General features: G+C 67.8%; 32 protein-coding genes and 1 pseudogene. 31 read left to right on the forward strand and 2 right to left on the reverse strand.

Annotation, left to right across the window (positions count from 1 at the left end; translation table 11 throughout):
• The first annotated feature begins 101 nt into the window (after nucleotides 1–101).
• The 15 genes from ACODT0_RS36580 to ACODT0_RS36650 all read left to right on the forward strand — a co-directional run bounded on the left by ACODT0_RS36580 (nucleotide 102) and on the right by ACODT0_RS36650 (nucleotide 8514).
• The gene (locus tag ACODT0_RS36580; RefSeq protein WP_489043522.1) at nucleotides 102–314 is read left to right on the forward strand and encodes a hypothetical protein; all 213 of its coding nucleotides are present in this window, start codon (nucleotides 102–104) and stop codon (nucleotides 312–314) included.
• The gene (locus ACODT0_RS36585; protein WP_489043523.1) at nucleotides 314–529 is read left to right on the forward strand and encodes a hypothetical protein; all 216 of its coding nucleotides are present in this window, start codon (nucleotides 314–316) and stop codon (nucleotides 527–529) included. The genes ACODT0_RS36580 and ACODT0_RS36585 overlap by 1 nt, the downstream gene beginning before the upstream one ends.
• The gene (locus ACODT0_RS36590; protein WP_489043524.1) at nucleotides 526–675 is read left to right on the forward strand and encodes a hypothetical protein; all 150 of its coding nucleotides are present in this window, start codon (nucleotides 526–528) and stop codon (nucleotides 673–675) included. Before ACODT0_RS36585 ends, ACODT0_RS36590 begins: the two co-directional genes overlap by 4 nt.
• Nucleotides 672–1175, forward strand: coding sequence for a hypothetical protein (locus ACODT0_RS36595; protein ID WP_489043525.1), 504 nt, complete (start codon nucleotides 672–674; stop codon nucleotides 1173–1175). The genes ACODT0_RS36590 and ACODT0_RS36595 overlap by 4 nt, the downstream gene beginning before the upstream one ends.
• Complete coding sequence (locus ACODT0_RS36600) at nucleotides 1172–1327, forward strand: hypothetical protein (RefSeq protein ID WP_489043526.1); 156 nt, start codon at nucleotides 1172–1174, stop codon at nucleotides 1325–1327. Before ACODT0_RS36595 ends, ACODT0_RS36600 begins: the two co-directional genes overlap by 4 nt.
• Entirely contained in the window at nucleotides 1324–1584 is a 261-nt protein-coding gene (locus ACODT0_RS36605) for a hypothetical protein (protein WP_489043527.1), read from the forward strand. The genes ACODT0_RS36600 and ACODT0_RS36605 overlap by 4 nt, the downstream gene beginning before the upstream one ends.
• Nucleotides 1569–1760: a hypothetical protein gene (locus tag ACODT0_RS36610; protein ID WP_489043528.1), complete on the forward strand. Its 192-nt coding sequence runs from the start codon at nucleotides 1569–1571 to the stop codon at nucleotides 1758–1760. The genes ACODT0_RS36605 and ACODT0_RS36610 overlap by 16 nt, the downstream gene beginning before the upstream one ends.
• 14 nt (nucleotides 1761–1774) lie before the next feature.
• A complete protein-coding gene (locus tag ACODT0_RS36615; protein WP_489043529.1) occupies nucleotides 1775–2773 on the forward strand; it encodes an ERF family protein in 999 nt (332 codons plus the stop codon).
• A gap of 12 nt (nucleotides 2774–2785) precedes the next feature.
• Nucleotides 2786–4525 (forward strand): YqaJ viral recombinase family protein, encoded by a 1740-nt coding sequence (locus ACODT0_RS36620; protein ID WP_489043530.1) that lies wholly within the window; start codon nucleotides 2786–2788, stop codon nucleotides 4523–4525.
• A gap of 26 nt (nucleotides 4526–4551) precedes the next feature.
• Nucleotides 4552–4836 carry a KTSC domain-containing protein gene (locus ACODT0_RS36625; protein ID WP_489043531.1) on the forward strand — a complete coding sequence of 95 codons (285 nt, stop codon included), beginning with the start codon at nucleotides 4552–4554 and terminating at the stop codon, nucleotides 4834–4836.
• 2 nt (nucleotides 4837–4838) lie between these two features.
• Entirely contained in the window at nucleotides 4839–5078 is a 240-nt protein-coding gene (locus tag ACODT0_RS36630; protein ID WP_489043532.1) for a hypothetical protein, read from the forward strand.
• Between the two features lie 121 nt (nucleotides 5079–5199).
• Entirely contained in the window at nucleotides 5200–6063 is an 864-nt protein-coding gene (locus tag ACODT0_RS36635; RefSeq protein ID WP_489043533.1) for a hypothetical protein, read from the forward strand.
• Nucleotides 6064–6068: 5 nt separating this feature from the next.
• Entirely contained in the window at nucleotides 6069–6236 is a 168-nt protein-coding gene (locus tag ACODT0_RS36640; protein ID WP_489043534.1) for a hypothetical protein, read from the forward strand.
• The gene (locus ACODT0_RS36645; RefSeq protein ID WP_489043535.1) at nucleotides 6233–8245 is read left to right on the forward strand and encodes a DNA cytosine methyltransferase; all 2013 of its coding nucleotides are present in this window, start codon (nucleotides 6233–6235) and stop codon (nucleotides 8243–8245) included. Before ACODT0_RS36640 ends, ACODT0_RS36645 begins: the two co-directional genes overlap by 4 nt.
• On the forward strand, nucleotides 8242–8514 hold the full coding sequence (locus tag ACODT0_RS36650) for a hypothetical protein (RefSeq protein ID WP_489043536.1): 273 nt from the start codon (nucleotides 8242–8244) through the stop codon (nucleotides 8512–8514). The genes ACODT0_RS36645 and ACODT0_RS36650 overlap by 4 nt, the downstream gene beginning before the upstream one ends.
• Nucleotides 8515–8789: 275 nt before the next feature.
• Here ACODT0_RS36650 and ACODT0_RS36655 read toward each other — a convergent pair whose 3' ends face one another.
• Together ACODT0_RS36655 and ACODT0_RS36660 are read right to left on the reverse strand one after the other, a co-directional pair.
• Nucleotides 8790–9032 carry a hypothetical protein gene (locus tag ACODT0_RS36655; RefSeq protein ID WP_489043538.1) on the reverse strand — a complete coding sequence of 81 codons (243 nt, stop codon included), beginning with the start codon at nucleotides 9030–9032 and terminating at the stop codon, nucleotides 8790–8792.
• A gap of 3 nt (nucleotides 9033–9035) precedes the next feature.
• The gene (locus tag ACODT0_RS36660; protein WP_489043539.1) at nucleotides 9036–9314 is read right to left on the reverse strand and encodes a hypothetical protein; all 279 of its coding nucleotides are present in this window, start codon (nucleotides 9312–9314) and stop codon (nucleotides 9036–9038) included.
• Nucleotides 9315–9343: 29 nt separating this feature from the next.
• Between ACODT0_RS36660 and ACODT0_RS36665 the strand changes: the two genes are divergently transcribed.
• The 16 genes and pseudogenes from ACODT0_RS36665 to ACODT0_RS36740 form a co-directional block, all read left to right on the forward strand.
• A complete protein-coding gene (locus ACODT0_RS36665; protein WP_489043540.1) occupies nucleotides 9344–10573 on the forward strand; it encodes a phosphoadenosine phosphosulfate reductase domain-containing protein in 1230 nt (409 codons plus the stop codon).
• A complete protein-coding gene (locus tag ACODT0_RS36670) occupies nucleotides 10573–10770 on the forward strand; it encodes a hypothetical protein (protein WP_489043541.1) in 198 nt (65 codons plus the stop codon). The genes ACODT0_RS36665 and ACODT0_RS36670 overlap by 1 nt, the downstream gene beginning before the upstream one ends.
• Entirely contained in the window at nucleotides 10760–11779 is a 1020-nt protein-coding gene (locus ACODT0_RS36675) for a phage Gp37/Gp68 family protein (protein WP_489043542.1), read from the forward strand. Before ACODT0_RS36670 ends, ACODT0_RS36675 begins: the two co-directional genes overlap by 11 nt.
• The gene (locus tag ACODT0_RS36680) at nucleotides 11766–12089 is read left to right on the forward strand and encodes an ASCH domain-containing protein (RefSeq protein ID WP_489043543.1); all 324 of its coding nucleotides are present in this window, start codon (nucleotides 11766–11768) and stop codon (nucleotides 12087–12089) included. Before ACODT0_RS36675 ends, ACODT0_RS36680 begins: the two co-directional genes overlap by 14 nt.
• A complete protein-coding gene (locus ACODT0_RS36685; protein ID WP_489043544.1) occupies nucleotides 12086–12316 on the forward strand; it encodes a hypothetical protein in 231 nt (76 codons plus the stop codon). Before ACODT0_RS36680 ends, ACODT0_RS36685 begins: the two co-directional genes overlap by 4 nt.
• Nucleotides 12313–13140, forward strand: coding sequence for a riboflavin biosynthesis intermediates N-glycosidase (gene ybiA, locus ACODT0_RS36690; protein WP_489043545.1), 828 nt, complete (start codon nucleotides 12313–12315; stop codon nucleotides 13138–13140). Before ACODT0_RS36685 ends, ybiA begins: the two co-directional genes overlap by 4 nt.
• Complete coding sequence (locus ACODT0_RS36695; protein WP_489043546.1) at nucleotides 13137–13685, forward strand: ribbon-helix-helix domain-containing protein; 549 nt, start codon at nucleotides 13137–13139, stop codon at nucleotides 13683–13685. The genes ybiA and ACODT0_RS36695 overlap by 4 nt, the downstream gene beginning before the upstream one ends.
• Nucleotides 13682–14032: a hypothetical protein gene (locus tag ACODT0_RS36700; protein ID WP_489043547.1), complete on the forward strand. Its 351-nt coding sequence runs from the start codon at nucleotides 13682–13684 to the stop codon at nucleotides 14030–14032. Before ACODT0_RS36695 ends, ACODT0_RS36700 begins: the two co-directional genes overlap by 4 nt.
• On the forward strand, nucleotides 14032–14238 hold the full coding sequence (locus tag ACODT0_RS36705; protein ID WP_489043548.1) for a hypothetical protein: 207 nt from the start codon (nucleotides 14032–14034) through the stop codon (nucleotides 14236–14238). Before ACODT0_RS36700 ends, ACODT0_RS36705 begins: the two co-directional genes overlap by 1 nt.
• Nucleotides 14235–14900: a J domain-containing protein gene (locus tag ACODT0_RS36710; protein WP_489043549.1), complete on the forward strand. Its 666-nt coding sequence runs from the start codon at nucleotides 14235–14237 to the stop codon at nucleotides 14898–14900. Before ACODT0_RS36705 ends, ACODT0_RS36710 begins: the two co-directional genes overlap by 4 nt.
• A complete protein-coding gene (locus ACODT0_RS36715; RefSeq protein WP_489043551.1) occupies nucleotides 14897–15634 on the forward strand; it encodes a hypothetical protein in 738 nt (245 codons plus the stop codon). The genes ACODT0_RS36710 and ACODT0_RS36715 overlap by 4 nt, the downstream gene beginning before the upstream one ends.
• Nucleotides 15631–16293 carry a hypothetical protein gene (locus ACODT0_RS36720; protein WP_489043552.1) on the forward strand — a complete coding sequence of 221 codons (663 nt, stop codon included), beginning with the start codon at nucleotides 15631–15633 and terminating at the stop codon, nucleotides 16291–16293. Before ACODT0_RS36715 ends, ACODT0_RS36720 begins: the two co-directional genes overlap by 4 nt.
• Nucleotides 16290–16517: an excisionase family protein gene (xisR, locus tag ACODT0_RS36725; RefSeq protein WP_489043553.1), complete on the forward strand. Its 228-nt coding sequence runs from the start codon at nucleotides 16290–16292 to the stop codon at nucleotides 16515–16517. The genes ACODT0_RS36720 and xisR overlap by 4 nt, the downstream gene beginning before the upstream one ends.
• Nucleotides 16493–17653 (forward strand): Arm DNA-binding domain-containing protein, encoded by a 1161-nt coding sequence (locus ACODT0_RS36730; RefSeq protein ID WP_489043554.1) that lies wholly within the window; start codon nucleotides 16493–16495, stop codon nucleotides 17651–17653. The genes xisR and ACODT0_RS36730 overlap by 25 nt, the downstream gene beginning before the upstream one ends.
• A 436-nt stretch (nucleotides 17654–18089) precedes the next feature.
• Entirely contained in the window at nucleotides 18090–18335 is a 246-nt protein-coding gene (locus tag ACODT0_RS36735) for a hypothetical protein (RefSeq protein WP_489043555.1), read from the forward strand.
• A gap of 99 nt (nucleotides 18336–18434) precedes the next feature.
• Nucleotides 18435–18663 (forward strand): annotated as a pseudogene (locus ACODT0_RS36740) (TonB-dependent receptor); the annotation flags it as partial.

Here is an 18663-nt window from a genome sequence, read left to right on the forward strand (position 1 = left end):
CTAGCCGGGCCAAAATGAACCACGGTTAAAAATAATCTGAACTCTAGTTGTATTTGCTTTTGAACTGTGGTTCAATAAATCCCATCGACAAGGAGATGGGCATGAACAAGGCAGAGCAACGAGAGGTGCAGAAGGCGGTGAACACCGCCCAATCGGCACCGCACTACGCCGCCGCCACGCTGGCATGCGTGATGCGCTCGGCGACGAAGAAGACCCTCGGTGAACTGGTCACCGTGATGGACGAGCTGGGGCTGCGCGACCACATGGAAGTGGTCAACGGCTGCTACATCGCCAAAGAGCCGGTGGCCGCGTGATGAGCCGCTTCACGCAGTCCAACCTGTCGCGGCGCCGTGACGCGCGCCGCGAGCGCGCCGAGGTCAAGCGCCACCCCGACGCCTTCGAGTTCTCCGAGGAGCAGCTCGCGGCTTTCGACAGCGCCTACGCGGCCGCCAAGGACACCGGCCTCCTGCAGCAGGACCAGCAGCGCAGCGCGCTCGAGCTGGACCTCCGCCACGGTGGTGCGCTGTGAACGGCCCGCACTTCCTCTTCGACAGCATGCACGTGCTGGCGGCGGCGGTGAAGGCCGCGATCAGCGTGCAGACGGTGGATGGCGATGCCGCGGCGCGGCTGTTCGCCCTGCACTTCGCGCAACTCGACCTGGAGTTGGGATCGTGAGCGACACCAAGAACACCGACGGCGTGATGAAGCACGCCTCGTTGATGGGAACGATCAACACCGGCTTTCGCGACGAGGCGATCTTCCACTGCGGCCTCGGCCTTCGCCACAACTCTTTCGTGCACGAGCAGGAAGCCAATGCGCGCCGCCTCGCCGCCTGCTGGAATGCCTGTGCTGGCGTGCCCGTGGAAGTCCTCGAGGCGAAGGCCTCGGGCGGCCTGCCCTGGATGGTCGCAGACCAGATCGATGCTCTCGCTGAGCGCCGCGCGCTCGTCGCCGCGCTGCAGCCCTTCGTCGCGCGCAACAGCTCAGACGAGACGATCACGATCACCGTGCGCACCGCGGACGTGACGCACGCGCGCGCCGTCATCGCCAAGGCCACCGGGAATTCGCAGGCTACGGCTGCACCGGCGTCGACTTCGTCGCGCTGCCCGCACTGCGGCGACTGGCTGGGCGAGCACGACAATGACTGCATCAAGTTCGGACGGGGTACGGCATGAACGCGCCGTTCCTCACCGACGAAGAAGCGCTCGCCGTGCTGCGCGACCTGCGCGACAGCTTGGTGATCAACAGCGTGCAGGCGAAGGCCGTGTGCCATGCCATCGCTGTTCTGACCATCCGCATCCAGGACAGGAAGGCGGCCACGGCATGAACGCGCACCGCCTTACCGCGCCGCGGCAGTTCGTCGGCACCGTCGATGCCACGCACGACACCGACCGCGCCACCGCGCGCTGCCTCGAACAGCTGCAGGGCGCGCAGCGCAGCAGCACCGCCGTGATCGTGCCGATGGGCACGGCCGCGCGCATGCCGCTGGCCGAGCGCGCCGTGGTCATCACCAGCGCCGCAGCAGGCGCCTTCGTTGTCGCCCTCCTCCTCGCCGAAAGGTTCACGCCATGGCTGTTCGCATAGCCGTCGACAACACGCGCGGCCAGCGCGCCGCCGCGTTCCCCTCGGACACGCCCGAGCCGATCGCGCAGCCCTACGCAGCGATCGACGCCCTCCTCACCCTGGCGCGCCGCGCCTTCTACGTCGCCGCCGGCTGCATCGCAGTGGCCGGGCTCCTCCTCCACTTCTTCATCCGTTGAAAGGTCCCGCACCTGTGAACGCCACCACCACCTCCGAGCACGAGGTGCTCGAACTCGAAACCATCAGCCGCTCCGCCGCAGCGCCAGTCCCGGCTATGCAGCAAGGTGGCGCACTGGCCTCCAACATGCCCGAATCGTCGCCCTTCGGGATGATGCTCACAGCGCTCGGTCGCGGCGCGTCGCTCGACTTGGTCGAAAGCGCCATGAAGCTGCAGGAGCGCTGGGAGGCCAACGAGGCGCGTAAGGCTTTCGTGAAGGCCATGGCCGACTTCAAGGCCGAGCCGCTCGAGATCTTCAAGCGCAAGAAGGTCGGCTACGAAACGAAGGAAGGCGGCTTCGTCGGCTACAAGCACGCTGAGCTGTCACACATCACCGATGTGGTGGTGCCGGCCATGGCGCGCCACGGGCTCTCGCATCGCTGGGACCTGCAGCAGGGCGGCGGCCGCATCGTGGTCATCTGCACGATCACGCATCGACTGGGTCATAGCGAGTCGGTGTCGCTCGACGGCGCGCCTGACAACAGCGGCAAGAAGAACGGCATCCAGCAGGTCGCCTCGACCATCACCTACCTGCAGCGCTACACGCTGCTGGCCGCGACCGGCTTGGCCACGAAGGACGATGCCGACGACGACGGCCGTGGTGCGGGCGATGACGACGGCGCAGGAGCGCCGCCGCCCCCGCCGGCCGCACCTGCCACGTACCCGCCAGCCCAATTCGACGCCAACCTCCCGAAGTGGCGCGAGGTGATCGCCGCCGGCCGCAAGACGCCGGACCAAATCATCGCGATGGCGCAGACCAAGCACCCGCTCACCGACGAGCAGAAGCGCGCGATCCACCAGTCGCCTCGCACCACCGGCCCTACCTACGCGCAGATCGCTGACCAGCTGAGCAAGGCTGCCGACGAAGACGCTCTCAACGTCGCCGCCGACCTCATCAAGGCCGTAGCCGACGCCACCCATCGCACCGAACTCCACGCGCTCTACGACAAGCGCCGCGCCGAACTCAACGCCTGAAGGACCGTCACCATGAAGCAAACACACGACCTGGTGCAGGGCACCGAAGCCTGGGACCTGTTCCGCCTGCAGCACTTCGGCGCCAGCGAGGCCGCGGCCATGCTGGGCCTGTCGAAGAAGACCACGCGCAACGATCTGCTGCGCATGAAGAAGACGGGCATCGCGAAGACGTTTTGCGAGTGGCTGCAGGTCAACGTGCTCGACCACGGCCACGAGGTCGAGGCGCTGGCGCGACCGCACATCGAGCAGCTGATCGGCGAAGAGCTCTACCAGGTCACCTGCTCGGACGGCAAGCCTTCGGCCTCCTGTGACGGCCTGACCTACGACGACCGCATTGCCTTCGAACACAAGCAGTGGAACGAAACGCTGGCCGCGCTGGTCGCTGCGGGCGAAGTTTCCGATGAGCACATGCCGCAGTGCCAGCAGATCCTGATGGTGACGGGCGCCGAGAAGCTCATCTTCGTGGTGTCCGACGGCACGCCCGAGAAGATGGTGTTCGTCTGGGTGCTGCCGGATCCGGTCTGGTTCGAGCGCCTGCGTGCCGGCTGGGCCCAGTTCGAGCACGACCTGACCACCTACGAGCCGACCGAACCTGTCGTCGAGGCCGTGGGCCGCACGCCCGAGACGCTGCCCGCGCTGCGCATCGAAGTCACCGGCGAGGTGACGGACAGCAACCTCGAGCAGTACCGCGAGCACGCGCTGGCTGTATTCGCCGGCATCAACCGCAACCTGCAGACCGACCAGGACTTCGCCAACGCAGCGAAGACCGTCACGTGGTGCGGCGATGTCGAGACGCGCCTCAAAGCCGCGAAGGAGCATGCGCTCAGCCAGACCGAGAGCATCGACAAGCTGTTCAAGACCATCGACGCCATCACCGAAGAAGCGCGCGCCACGCGGCTCGAACTGAACAAGCTGGTCGAGGCCCGCAAGCTGGCGCGCAAGGGCGAGATCGTCGCAGGCGGCGTCAAGGGCTTGGCCGACCACATCGCATCGCTCAACGCACGCTTGGGCAAGCCCTACATGCCGAATGTTCCCGTCGACTTCGGCGGAGCCATCAAGGGCATGCGATCGTTCGACAGCATGCAGAACGCGGTCGACACCGCGCTGGCCAACGCAAAAATCGCGGCGAGCGCCACGGCCGATCGCATCCAGGTGAACCTCGAAGTGCTGCGAGCCCGCGCCGCCGAGCACGTGTTTCTGTTCCCCGATACCCAGGCCATTGTTCAGAAGGCGCCCGAAGACCTGATCTCGCTGGTGACAGCGCGCATCAGCGAGCACCAGGCCAAGGAGCAGGCGCGCATCGACGCCGACCGCGAGCGCATCCGCAAGGAAGAGGCCGCGCGCATCGAGCGCGAGCAAGAAGCCGAGCGCCAGCGCATCGCCCGCGAACAGGCCGCACAAGCTGCAGCCGCTGCTACGCCGCCCACGCCGACGCCAAGTACTGCCTCCGCCGCTGTCACGCCGCTGTCGGCAACGCCCAGTAGCGGCCCCGCCGCTGCACCTGCGCCCACCGTTATCCCCATGCCCGTGCGCACGGCAGCCGCTCCCGCCAGCGCGCCCACGCTGAGCATCGGTGCCATCAACGAGCAGCTGGTGCACTTCACCACCACCGAAGCGGGCCTCCGCGGCCTGGGCTTCGAACCTGCCGGTCGTGAGCGCAGCGCACCGCGCTACCACCAGACCGACTTCGCACACATGTTGGCCGCCATCGTGGCCCACGTGCAGTCCATCCAGGCCAAGCAGGCGGCCTGATTCCCCGCAACTACTGGAGCTCAACTATGCCCAAGACCTATGCGGCCCCGGCCGCCTTCACCGAAAAAGAGTACGTCGCCATTCCGCTGACGGCAGTGCAATCGAACCAGGTCGCAGCGATCGGCTACGACGCAGCGCGCAAGACGCTGGCGGTGACCTTCACGCGCGGCCCCGGGAACATCTACCACTATCCCAACTGCGAAGCGAAGCTCCACGCCGACTTCATGGCCGCCGAGTCGAAGGGCAAGTTCTTCGGCTCGCACGTCAAGCAGCTGCCGTTCGACAAGTTCCCCGCGTCCGCGAAGGCCTGATCGTGGAACGCCTCGAATTCTGGCTGGTGTGGAGTCCCGAGGGAGAACGTCCCCCTCGCTACGAGCACCACAGCGCCAAGGCCGCGGCCCACGAAGCGGAGCGGCTCGCCTCGGTGTACCCGGGAAAGTCGTTCTACGTGCTCCACGCGATCGAGATGCGGCGCACCGCTGACGCGCCGGTCGAGGCCTGCACGCTGCTGAAGCGGCCCGAGCCCGAGCTCGACGACGAAATCCCGTTCTGACACCCCTTTCCAGGGCGATTCCAGCCGGCCGGGCTCCCTCCTCCTCCCTCCCTCCTCCATTCCCGGCCGGCCCGCGCGAGCGGCGCCCTCTTTCTTTTCAACCCGTACCGGAGCCAACCGCATGTTTCAGCTCACCGAAGTCACGAAGATCCTGATCACCAACGCGAACCCGCGCCGCGAGCTGCACGGCGACGAGAAGGTCCGAGCGATCGACCTCGCCTGGTCGCTCACCGGCGAGAACACGCTGCTCGACCTCATCGAGGCCGGCCTGCGCGAGCACCACTACTTCAACAAGGCGCTCAAGGACGGGCAGCAGCCGCTGCCCGACGTGCTGATTCCGCTGCCGAACATTCGCCACCCGCGGCTGCCGACCAGCTATGCCTTCGCGCGCGGCGAGAAGTGGCGCGGCTACCGCTTCATCTGGGACTGGGGCACCGAGGGCGAACACCTCGACCTCACCGACGTCGTGCTCTCGAACCTGCACTACGAGATCAACGAGGGCGGCTCGGTGAAGGTGGGCGGCACGCTGCAGTACAACGGCGAGGAGCTCCAGGACAACGACCTCTACGGCGAGCTGTCCGGCCTGGCCTCGGAGGGCGAGATCTACGTGAAGCTGCTCGCGCCCGGCGAGATCGTGCCGGCGAAGAAGGGCTACCGCGCCGGCAAGCCCGACACCCCGCAACCGCAGGAGCCGGCCGGCGCCCAGGGCGATCAGCCCGAGGCCGGTGACATCTTCGCCGCGTCGGCCGACGGCGAGAACTCCGCCGCTTCCGAAGGCCAAGAGCAAGCCGACGCTGCCGGCGGCGGCGGTGGTTCCGGCGTATCGGCTGATGCAGCTGCGGGCCAGGCCGCGGGGGACGGTACGTGGCCTTTCCCGAACGGCGCCTCGGAAGACTCGCCGAAGGAACATGCGCCGGCCGCCACCAGCCGCCGCAAGGGCGGCAAGACGGCCGAAGAGATCTTCGCCGGCACGTCGAGGGACTGAGCGGCATGGACTTCACCGTCATCTCCATCGAGAAGGTGAAGGCCGCGCTCGCGCGTGCCCTCGCCCTTGGCCAGGACCGGGAGGCGGCCGAGCGCGCCGCCGCGCAGGCCCTGGGCATCACCGCCGACGCGGTGCGCGAGGCCGTCGCCATCAGCGAGGACGCGCCGGCATGACGCCCGTCGAGATCCGCCACTTCCACGCCTTCGTCGGCCTCGGCGGCGGCGCGCGCGGCTTCAACAAGGCCAACCCGCGCGTCGGCAACCTGCAGGCGAAGTTCCGCTGCATCGGCGGCATCGACGTCGACGCCGCGGCCATCCGCGACTTCAACCGCTTGGCCAACGCCACCGGCACCGTGCTCGACCTCTTCGACCGGGCCCAGTTTGAGGCCTTCCACGGCCGGCCGCCGCCGGCGGGCTGGCGCGAGGCCATGCCGGCCGACATCCACCGCGCCGCGGGCGGGGAGCGGCCGCACATCATCTTCCTTTCGGCGCCGTGCAAGGGCTTCAGCGGCCTCCTCGCCGAGGGCAAGAGCAAGAGCGACAAGTACCAGGCGCTGAATCGGCTCACGCTGCGCGGCGTGTGGCTGATGCTCGAGGCCTGGAAGAACGATCCGCCCGAGCTGTTCGTCTTCGAGAACGTGCCGCGCATCGCGACGCGCGGGCGCCACCTGCTCGACCAGATCACCAGCCTGCTGCGCAGCTACGGCTATGCCGTGGCCGAGACGACTCACGACTGCGGCGAGCTCGGCGGCCTGGCACAGAGCCGCAAGCGCTTCCTACTCGTGGCGCGGCACATCGAGAAGGTGCCGCCGTTCCTCTACGAGCCCGAGAAGCGGCCGCTGCGCGCCGTGGGCGACGTGCTCGGCCGCATGCTAATGCCCGGCGACATGCGCGCAGGGCCGATGCACCGCATCCCAGCGCTGCAGTGGAAGACCTGGGTGCGCCTCGCCTTCGTGGAGGCCGGCAGCGACTGGCGCAGCCTGAACAAGCTGGCCGTCGAGAACGGGCACCTGCGCGACTACCTGATCGTGCCCAGTACGCAGGAAGGGACCGGCGCCTACGGTGTGACCCGCTGGGAGGACCATTCGAAACTTGTGGCGGCGCGCAGCGGCCCGAGCAACGGGCCGTTCTCCGTGGCCGACCCGCGCCAGCAGCTCTACGCCGCGGGCTACGGCGTCAGGCCATGGGATGCCACGGCCGGCGCCGTGGCGGGAGAGTCCCTGCCGTCGAACGGCAAGTTCTCGGTGGCGGATCCGCGCGCGCCTGCGGCGGCCGCGCAGTACCAGCAGTACGGCGTGCTCGACTGGGCCGAGCCAATGGGCGCGGTGATCGGCGTGAAGTCGCCCGGTCAGGGCACCTTCAGCGTCGCCGACCCGCGCGGCCCGCAGGATCGCGAGCCATTCGGCAAGTACGCGGTGACTCCATGGGATTCGAGCGCCGGTACCGTCATCGGCGGAAGCGACACGGGGGCGTACGCAGTGCAGGACCCGCGCGCCAGCGGCGTGCGCCACAACAACGTGTTCCGCGTGGTGCCCTGGGACAAGCCTGGCACAACGGTCACGGCCGGCACGGGCCCGTCAGCTGGCGGCACCGCGGTCGCGGATCCGCGCCAGCCCGGCCTGCCCTTCGCGAAGTACTCGGTGACCGCCTTCGGCGAGCCCGCCGGCACCGTGATCAGCGGCAGCACCACCGGCCAGGGCGCCTATGCGGTGGCCGATCCTCGCAGCGGCATGCAGCGCGGCAAGGGCGATGCATACCTGACGGCCGGCCACTACGGCGTCACGCCGTGGAACGAGCCCGCCGGCGCGGTGAGCGCGGCCGCAGGCCACGACAACGGCCGGTGGAGCGTCGCCGACCCGCGTATACCTGCGGCGGCCGACAAGGTCGTGTGTCGCATTCAGGCGCTCGACGGCACCTGGCACCGCCCGTTCACGACGCTCGAACTCGCCGCCCTGCAGTCGCTATTCGATCCCGAGGAGCGCTTCGAGCTGGACGGCCTGAGCGATCAGGCCTGGCGCGAGCGCATCGGCAACGCAGTGCCCAGCGACGCCGCGTGCGCGATCGCCGAGGTGATGGGCACCACGCTGCTGCTGGCGCTGACCGGCGAGACCTTCATGTTGTCGGCTCAGCCGATCTGGGTCCGCGACGTCGCCATGGCGCTCACCGTCAGGGGGGCAATGTGACCACCGCCTCGTGTGCTCATCTCAATTTCGCGGCCGAGTGCAGCGTCGCGCGGCTCGAGGATTCCGGACGCTTCATGCTCGAGGTGCGCGTGAAGTGCACCGAATGCCAGCGGCCCTTCCAGTTCCTCGGCCTGCAGCCCGGCCTGAACTTCGACGGCGCCACTGTCAGCCTCGACGGCCTCGAAGCGAACCTCGCAATCTGCCCTCAAGGGCAGCGGCCCAATCCGTTCCAGGAGCTGCAGGGCTACACGATCAGGGGGACAAACTGATGTCAGTCCGCCAAGTCCGCGTCAATCCGCCGCTGCGCCTCCTCAATGAGGGCGCTATGGGCTGCCTCTCCACTCACAAACGATCCGTCGACGGAGACCGTGAAAACTGTATCGTTAGGACGGCGAATGGTGCAGCTCGAAACCGCAGGGGCGCCGTTGACGTCTCCGACTACCGCCGTGATGGTGTGCCCGCGATACAAGGTAGCAATTGGAGCGTAAAAAGGCTTCTCGTTCATGGTGTCCTTGCACATCTGGGGCAAGCGGTAGCGCCCTGCTCAATCTTCAAGATCGTACTGCCGCTGCAGGTCGCGAATGATCCGCGCGATGTCAGCGCGGTGCGTGCCGCGGTCGGTCAGCACCGGCACGGTCCAGTTCGGGCCGCCCTCGCCGTCGCCGCCTGTACCCATCACGCCGCCGCGGTGCACGTCCGTCTCTTGGCCGGCCAGGTCAGGAATGGCCTCGATGCGCTCGAGCAGCAGGTCGCGCAACTGCTTGGCGCTGCGGGTTGGCTTGCCCATGGATCAAATGCTACGAGGGTGCCCGAGAGCCTTGAAGCGCTCTGTCAAAGCAAGTCGAACTCGCGCAATCGATGCGGGGTCTTCTGGGTTGTCAACCTGAATAAACAACTGCCCAACATAGGTGGGCTCTGGCTTCGCAAACGGCCCATAGAAGGCGGGCAAGATTTTGGTTTCGTAGACGGTCTTGGCTACGTCCGTGGTCCCCTTCTTCAGGAGCAAAAACGCGTTGAACTCAAGGACGTTTGTCGTCGCGATCTGATCCTCGGAAATCGTCATCGTCATGTCCGCCTCCTAGTGTTGGAGCCTGCAGTATGAGGCACCAGCCCAGCTTCTTCGACGGCGGCCAGCGCCTGCAGATGACGGAGAGCATCGAGCTCACGATCCAGTCGCTCCAGGCCTACGGGCCCGATCACCCGCACTGGGGCATTGCCTGGTCGGGCGGCAAAGACAGCAGCGCCACTTTGACGGTCGTCACCTGGCTGATCGACACCGGGAAGATCCGCGCGCCACAGACGCTAACGGTCTTCTACGCCGACACGCGCCAGGAGCTGCCGCCGCTGGCGATCGCGGCCGAGCAGATCATGGACGAGCTGCGCGAGCGCGGCATCCAGGTCGAGGTGGTGACAGCGCCCATGGACAAGCGCTTCATGGTCTACATCCTGGGCCGCGGCGTGCCGCCTCCGAACAACAACACGCTCCGTTGGTGCACGCGCCAGATCAAGATCGATCCGATGGAGCAGGCGCTGCGCGAGCGGCTCGACCAACTCGACGGTCAGATCCTGATGATCACCGGCGTACGCCAGGGCGAGAGCGCGATCCGCGACCGCCGCATCGAGATGTCGTGCGGCAAGGACGGTGCCGAGTGCGGCCAGGGGTGGTACCAGCAGGTGCTGCCCAACGCGCGCGGCCTGCGCGGCCGCATCGCAACGTTGGCGCCCCTGCTGCACTGGCGGGTGTGCCACGTCTGGGAATGGCTCAAGCACTGGGCGCCGCAGGCCGACTTCGGCGACTGGAGCACGGCCATGATCGCCGACGCCTACGGCGGTGACGAAGCCGAGGAGATCAACGCGCGCACCGGTTGTGTCGGCTGCGCGCTGGCCGCCGAGGACACCGCGCTCGACGCTGTGCTGCTGGTGCCGCAGTGGCAGTATCTGCGCCCGCTCAAGGGTATCAAGCCGCTGTGGCGCGAGCTGCGGGAGCCGAAGCACCGGATCAAAAAGGCTGGGCTCGAGCGGCTCAAGGACGGGAGCATCGCGAAGAACCCGCAGCGCATGGGCCCGCTCACGCTCGAGGCGCGCGCGATGGGCCTCGAGCGGATCCTGGGCATCCAGGCCGAGTGCAACGACGCGGCACGCGCGCAGGGCCGCCCGCCGATCAGCCTTATCAACAGCGACGAGGAGGCGCGCATCCGCGCGCTGATCGCCGCCAACACGTGGCCCGACGGCTGGGAGGGCGACGAGCCCGCGGCCGACACGGTCATGCCCATCGTCTACCAGAACGGCGCCGTGCAGCCTCTGCTCTTCGGCGCGGAGGAATCCTGATGCATCTCATCGACACCTCGCTCGATCGCGAGCGCGCCAAGCAAATCCAAGCGGTACAGATGGCAGCTCAGCAGCTACTCGAAGCGGCCCGTGCCTACGGCCTCGTGGTCACCGTCTCGCTCGAGCCGCGCACGCCGCTGGCGATGGGCTCTTACGACATGGTCTTCGACGTCCGGGAGGCTCGCGATGGCCGCTGACACGAAAATCGAGTGGACCGACGCCACCTGGAACCCGGTGACCGGCTGCAGCGTGCAGAGCCCAGGCTGCAAGAACTGCTACGCGATGAAGCTGGCTGGCACGCGCCTTCGTCATCATCCCAGCCGCGCCGGCCTGACGCGCGAGAGCGCTGCCGGCCCGGTATGGACTGGCGAGACCCGATTCAATGCCGAGTGGCTGGAGCAGCCGCTGCAGTGGACTCGGGCCCGCATGATCTTCGTCTGCGCGCACGGTGATCTGTTCCATCCGTCGGTGCCGGACGAGTGGATCGACCAGGTATTCGCCGTCATGGCGCTAGCCGGTCACCACACCTTCCAGGTGCTGACCAAGCAGACGCAGCGGGCGGCGGAGTACTTCGCGCATCCTGTGCGCGAGGCCTTCATCGGGCAGCAAGTCGGGCAGATCAACCTGCGCCGGACAGGCAACCCTGTCGCGGAGTGGTCGGGCCTGCCCCTGCCGAACGTCTGGATCGGAGCCAGCGCCGAAGACCAGCGCCGGCTCGACGAGCGACTGCCACACCTCGTTGGTGTGCCAGCCGCAGTGCGCTACCTGAGCCTGGAACCACTGCTGGGAGCGATTCAACTCGACCAGCGCCTTATCGCGCCAATCGACGGCACGTCCCAGCACGGCCAGCGCTTCATCGACTGGGTGATCGTCGGCGGCGAGAGTGGCCTCGGCGCGCGGCCGATGCATCCCGACTGGGCGCGAAGCCTGCGCGACCAGTGCCTGGCAGCGCGCGTTGCCTTTTTCTTCAAGCAGCACGGCGCATGGGTATCGGCAGGCGAGCCAGCCTTCGGCACCGTCAAAGGGAACCGGGTCGCACTGATCAAGCCGGATGGGTCGATGGTGGATACCGCTTCCGAGGAGGGCCGCGACGAGAACGCCGACATCACGACTATGTCGATGGTGGGGAAGAAGGCCGCCGGCCGCCTGCTCGACGGCCGCACGTGGGACCAGTTCCCGGAGGAGTCCCGCCATGGCGCCGCCTGAGGTGGTCAACACGGAGCCGTTCCCGCCGGTACCGGCCGGCGTGCTTCACCTGCCGCTCAAGCGCGAGTACTTCGAGCAGATCCGCGACGGCAAGAAACGGTTCGAGTACCGCCTGCGCACGCCCTACTGGTGCCGCCGGCTCGAGGGGCGCTTCTACAGCGGGATCGTGCTCACCTTGGGCTACCCGGCGGCCGACGACGTCGCGCGCCGGCTCGAGCTGCCATTCCGAGGCTACGAGCTCGACACCATCACGCACGAGCACTTCGGCCCGGCGCCGGTCGACGTGTTCGCGATCAGGGTCTGGCCATGACGCGCCCCGGCTTCGGCGCCTTCTCCAGCGCGGTGGCACGCGCTATGGCCGTGGTGCGCTCCCAGCACTGCGCGCCTCCCCACTTCCGCCCTGCGCAGACCACGCAGGGAACGATCCGCTGCACGAAGTGCGGCGGCAACCTCACCTACACCGCCAGCGCGATCGACGGCCGCACCACCGGCCGCTGCTCGAGCGCGGGCTGTGTGAATTGGAGTGACCCGAAATGACCGACACCTTCAGCGGCGACAACGCCGCGCTCATCGAGAACATCGACGCTCTGCTGCGACTCGACGCCGCGGGCGCGCTGTTCCCGCACGGCGTCGGCGGCCTGGCGCGCCAGTTGCTGTCCTCCGCGGCCATGCGCCTCGCGGCCGCGCCGCCGCAGCCCTACTGCGCGCACGACGGCACCTGCTCGTGCCAGAAGTTCGCCGACGACCCCGTCACGTGCGAACGACGCGCGGAGTCGGCCCTGCCCGTGCTGCCTCCGATGCGCCGCATCAGCGGCGTCAGCCTCGGCGTCCTGCAGCGCGCGGCGGCGGCCAGCAGCCGCACCACACCGGTCGAGTGCCACGGGCTCGACACAACGGAGCGCGTCTGCTTCTACGAACAGGACTTCTACGTCCTTTCGAACTTCAGCAGCTTCACGCTGCAATGGTGCGGCACGCGATTCGACACTTCCGAGGCCGCCTACCACTACGAGAAGTTCATCGGCGGCAACACTGCCCGCTACGACATCGCCCAGTCCATCATCGATGCCCCCTCGGCCCATGAGGCATTCAAGGTGGCTGAGCGCAACAAGGCACACCGTCGCCCTGACTGGGATGACGTGAAGGTCGGCGTCATGCGCGACATCCTGCGCTCCAAGGCCTCCCAGCATGAGTACGTGCGCCGAAAGCTGCTCGCCACCGGCGACCGCGAGCTGGTCGAGAACAGCTGGCGCGATGACTTCTGGGGCTGGGGGCCGAATCGCGACGGCCAGAACATGCTGGGCAGGCTGTGGATGGAGATCCGCACCGAGCTGCGCGCCGCCGAGTCGAAAGGGCAAGCATGAGCACGCTGACCCTAAACCTCGATGACCGCCACGACGAGGTGCTGACATCGCTCGCGGCCGAGCAGGAACTGAGCAAGACCGCGCTGGTGCGCCAAGCCTTGCGCCTCTATCAAACGGTCCACCTCGAACTGAAGCGCGGCCGACAGCTGGCCTTCCAAAACAAGGATGGCTCGTTCGTGTCGATGGTGATGCTCGGCGGCCCCATGGCAGCAGAAGCCGCGCCTGTGCAGCAGGATCCGGTAGGCGACATCGCAACGCTGAACGACGACTTGATCGCCATCCTCGGCCGGCCCAACTTCAGCTGCATCCGCCTCGCGCAGGCCCTGCGCCTCTGCGGAGTCGAGATCGAAACGAAGGCTGAGCACGAGCAGGCCGCGGTGATTCACTTCCTGCTGATGCGCTACGTGAACCACGGCAGCGAATGGGCGAAGCACGCCGAAGCCGACCTGCGCGCGATGCTCGACCAGGCCAAAGCGAAGAACAAGGCGGCGGCCCAGTCTGGCCCGGCAGCGACACCCGACCAGACGGAGGGATCCGCCCAATGAGCACCTGGACCGTGGACCAGTGGAAAGACATGCTCGAGTGGGCTGTCCTGATGTTCCTGATTGCGCTCGCCGTCACCCTGTGGCTGCTCGACTGGTATCGCGAGCAGCGCGCGGCCGCGGCGCCCGACCTTAGCGCCGAGGGCTTCGATGCGGTCTGCGAGGCCGTGGCGGAATCCCTTGGCGATGCCTACGACTGCACGCGCGTTTGGTCGGCGTGGGGCCACGGCACCATGAGCTCGGCCGACTTCTCGCCCGTGGGCCATGACGGCGACCGGGTGGCCGAGATCGCGCAGGCTGCGGTCGATGCCTACCGCGCCGCCATCGCCGAAGCGAAAGGAGCCGCGTGATGTGGATCGACTTCCTCATCCTGACGCTGGTGATCCTCGGCACGGCCGCCAGCTCGGCCCTGCTGCTCTTCCCGACCCTGCCCTGGCCCGCCTACGCCTACTGGCTCGGCGCGATCTTCGTGCTGTGTGTCGGCTCCTGGTGCGCGTGGTCGCGCTGGCACTGGGCGATCGAGAACACTGCGTGGAAGGAGCGGCAAAAGCAATGACGATCACCGCATCCCCTCTGTGCTGGCCACCGGGCTGGAAGCGCACCGCCCCCGAGCGCCGCGCCTTCGGCAAGTTCGGCACGACGAAGCAATCCAAGGTCGGCAGCTGGCGCTCGGTGCAGGACATCACGATCGCCGAGGCCACCCAGCGCCTGCGCGCCGAGCTCGACCGCATGGGCGTGCGCGAGCGAGACCTGGTGCTGAGCACGAACCTGCGCCTGCGCCTCGACGGCCTGCCGCGCAGCGATCAGGCCCAGCCGGCAGATCCGGGCGCCGCGGTGTACTGGACCGACCCCTGGTCGCACGCTCCGCGCTGCATGGCGATCGATCGCTACACGAAGGTCGAGCAGAACATCGCGGCCCTGGCCGCCACCATCGACGCCATGCGCGCGATCGAGCGCCACGGCGGCGCGGTGGTGCTGGAGCGCGCCTTCACCGGCTTCGCAGCGCTGCCGCCGCCCATCGTGGCCGGCATGAAGCGCGACTGGCAGGTGGTGCTCGAGCTGGGGGACCTGCTGCTGCCCACCGAGGACGACGTGCGGCGTGCCTACCAGCGCCTGGCCAGCCGGTACCACCCCGACCGCGCCGGCGGCGACCCGGTGCGCATGGCCGAACTCAACGCCGCGCGCGACGAGGCGCTGAAGTGGATCCAGAAACGATGACGCCCGCATCCTTGGCCGTGGTCGGCCACATCGACATCCCGCCGGCCGTGCTCGAGCACCGCTTCGTGCGCGAGGCCTTGGCCAACACCATGACCCTCGTGCAGAACGAGGACCCCCGCACGCAGGTCGTCGGCACCGAGAACACGCGCTCTTGCGAGCTCTACGGCTGGGCGCCCAACGTCGACAGCCATCGCGACTGCACCGGCTGGGTCTACCTGGTCGCGCTCAACGCCGGCTTCAGCCATGTGCACGCCTGGGCCTCGGCCAAGCCGCGGACCCGCAAGCTGCACAGCGCCGAGCTCCGGCCCGGCACCGTGGTGCGGCTGTGGGACTTCTGCGAGCACTGGGCCGAAGATCGCACCGCGCGCGTCGCCGCCTTCGTTGGCTCCTACGAGCGGCCGCGCGACGCCGAGGCCCTGGTCGCCCTGCAGCGCGGCATCGACGCCCTCGCCGCCGGCGCCTACTACGGCGCGCCGCGCGTGCGCGATGGCTTCCGCGCGCTGCTGCCCGACGAGTGTCTGGCTGCGAACGACGACTTCACCGAGCTGCACCCGATGCTGCTGGCCGACGCCCGCCGGCAGAAGCGCTTCATCGAATGCTGCGCGGTCTGCGGGAAGCCCGCCATCCGCCCCGACGACAAGTGGCCGCACTTCTCCGACAAGTCGGCATGCCGCGATCACCTCGCCGAGCGCGGCCGGCGCGCGCCCGCGGCGGCGCTGCAGGAGCTGGCATGAACGGCATGTTCCTGACCGATCCCGAGATCGACCAGATCTGCGAGGGCCTGGGCCCGAACTCGCACGCGGCGAAAGTGAAGCGGCTGCAGTCGCTGGGCCTGATCGTCAACCGAAAGCCCAACGGCCGGCCCCTAGTCTTGCGCTCGCACGCAGAGGCCGTGCTCAATCCCCGGGCTCAGGCTGAAGTCGAGGCCACGCCACAGCCCGATGTTCACCCTCTCCCCCGGGTGCCCTGGGAAGAAACGCCGCTCGGGCGCATGCAGGTCGAAGAGCGCGCCAGCCGCGCCGCTGCGGCCGCGGCCCGCAAGGCCGAGCTCGCGGCATTGCCGAAGCCAACGCGCGCCCAGGTGCGCGCAGCCGCGGCTGACCTGGAGCGGCGCAGGAAAGAAGCCCGAGCCGCCATCGTGCGGTTTCACGCGGCGCGCCGGCGGGTCGCGAAACTGCAGCGCACTCCACCGTGGGCCGATCAGGTCGAGATCCTGGCCGTCTACGAGCGCGCCCGCGCGCTGACCGTCAAGACGGGCATCCCGCATCACGTCGACCATGTAATTCCGCTGCAGGGCACGCTGGTGAGCGGCCTGCACGTGCACCAGAACCTCCAGATCCTGACGGGATCGGAGAACAGCAAGAAGCGCAACAAATTCGAGATCGAACAGTGAACCTATCTAACCCAGAGGTCGCGCCGCCTTCTGTCCAAGTTGTCAGTGCGCGCTTTGTTACGATTGAACTCGCCGCCGTCATGACCGGGTTTACACCGGGGGCCATCCGCGCCAAGATCGCCAAGAGCGTCTGGCTCGAAGGGCGCCTCTGGGTGAAGCGTGATGGCCGGGTTTTGATCGACATGAAGGGGTACGAGCAATGGGCCGAGTCGGAAGCGGGGTAGAGCCGCGCGAAAAGTCGATCCGCCTGTCTTTCACCTTCGAGGGCCAGGTTCGCAAGGAGACGATCAAGACCGACGGCAAGCCGATGCCGCCGACCCCGAAGAACCTGGCCTACGCCCACAAGCTGGCGGCGGAGATCAAGGACAAGATCCGGCACGGCACCTTCGTGTACGCGGACTACTTCCCGGCCAGCCCACACGCCACCACCGGCATGGGCGTCACCGTGGCTGACCAGCTCGATACCTGGTACGACCTCACCACCGACAAGGAATCCAGCACCCGCAAGGGCTACCGGATCGCGAAGGACTGGTGGAAAAAGCACATCGGCCACAAGCAGCTGAAGGCGCTCAAGCACAGCGACATCCTGAAGGCGCTCTCCACCGAGCCGACGTGGAGCGGCAAGACCCGCAACAACAAGACCAGCGTGCTGCGGCTCGTGCTGGCGCTGGCTCAGAAGGACGAACTCATCTCCTCGAACCCCATCGACGGCTTGGAATCTGCACCGCACCAGCGTCCGCTGCCCGACCCGTTCAGCATGGACGAGGTCGAGGCGATCCTCGCCGGCCTGGCCGAGAAATACGGGCCGCAGATCGCCAACTACTTCGGGGTCAAGTTCTTCACCGGCCTGCGCACCTCCGAGAGCCTGGCCATGCGCTGGGAGGCTGTGGACTGGCGCCGCGAGCACGTCCTGATTTCCGACGCCATCGTGCTCGGCGAGCACAAGGACAACACGAAGACGAACGTGGCCCGGCTGGTGCAGCTGAACTCCCGTGCTTTGGAGTACCTCAAGGCCCAGAAACAGCACAGCTTCCTGCTGAAGGAAGGCTGGGTGTTCCCCGACCCCAAGACCGTCGAGCGCTGGGTGGACGACTGGACGCCGCGGGAAATGTACTGGCGCCCCACCCTCAAGCGCCTTGGGATCCGCTACCGTAGCCCCTACCAGACCAGGCACACCTACGCGACGATGCTGCTGATGGCGGGCGTGGCCCCCGCCTACGGCGCCCGGCAGCTCGGGCACTCGGTCGAGATGTTCCTGCGGACCTACGCGAAATGGATGGACGGCGGCCAGAACACCGTGGAGATGGGCAAGCTCGAGCACCTGCTGAGCAACCCGGCGCCGAAGGTCGCGGCGGGCTGACCTGGGAAGAATCCGGGGAAGAAAAGGAACATCCCAGTACATCCTGGGACAGCTTCTCAGAGGGAAAATTGTGCTCGGCTATGCTCGGTTTTCCTGCCGAGGCGGTTCGATCCCCTCCGGGCAGGCCAACATCGGCGTCCGCCGGTGCAAGTACAGCTCTCTCCCCTCGATGCCTCTTTCCAGAGAACGACACATCCTCGCCATGCTGTGTGCCGCAGCCCTGGCGACCGCCTGCGGGACGCCCTCCGATCGCGCAGCCGATCGGCCCGCGCACTCCGCCGACACCCCGTCCGTCAAGCTCTCCCCCGCCCAGGCCCTGACCCCGCGAGCCCAGGGCACGCGCGTCCACTGGCGCGGCGGCGTCAGCGCCATCGAAGCGCAGGAAGGCGACCGCCAGTGCTTCACGCTGCTGTACGCCACTTCCGATGAACGGGGCATGCTGCAGTGGCCACGCGACGAGCAGCAGTTCATCGCCTGCGGCGCGGGCTACTACGACCGCGACCTCGTGGCCCAGTTCACGCTGCTGACCCTCGACGGCCGCGTGACCGGTCAGCGGATGTTCCTGGGCAAGCCGGTGCCGGTGATCGAGATCGACGCGCTGTATCGCCACTCCGACTGCCTGCAGGGCAGCGAGAAGAGTCCCGAGTGCTACTCGGGCTTGCTGCAGCCCCGGAAGCCCTGAGGGCGCGCCGAATCCAAAGCGCCCTTGGGCGCGTATCAGTCGCGCGTCATGGCAACGAGCATTCCCGCTCCGCGCGGACATCGAAGACGCGGGAGACCCATGAAAGCTTCGATCCGCCTCGCGCGCCAACCCTGGATGTTCGGCGCCCTGCTCGGCAGCGCCGCGGCCTGTGCCCAACCCGTCCACCTGCCGCCCATCGAAGTGAGCGGCCCGCGCGACGCGGCCATCGGCACCGCCGACAGCGCGAGCGAAGGGGCAGTGGAGAAAGCCTCTTTCCAGGCCCGCCCCAAGCTGCGCCCGGGCGACATCGTCGAGGCCGTGCCGGGCG

The sequence above is a fragment of the Variovorax sp. FG153 genome (assembly GCF_057809595.1).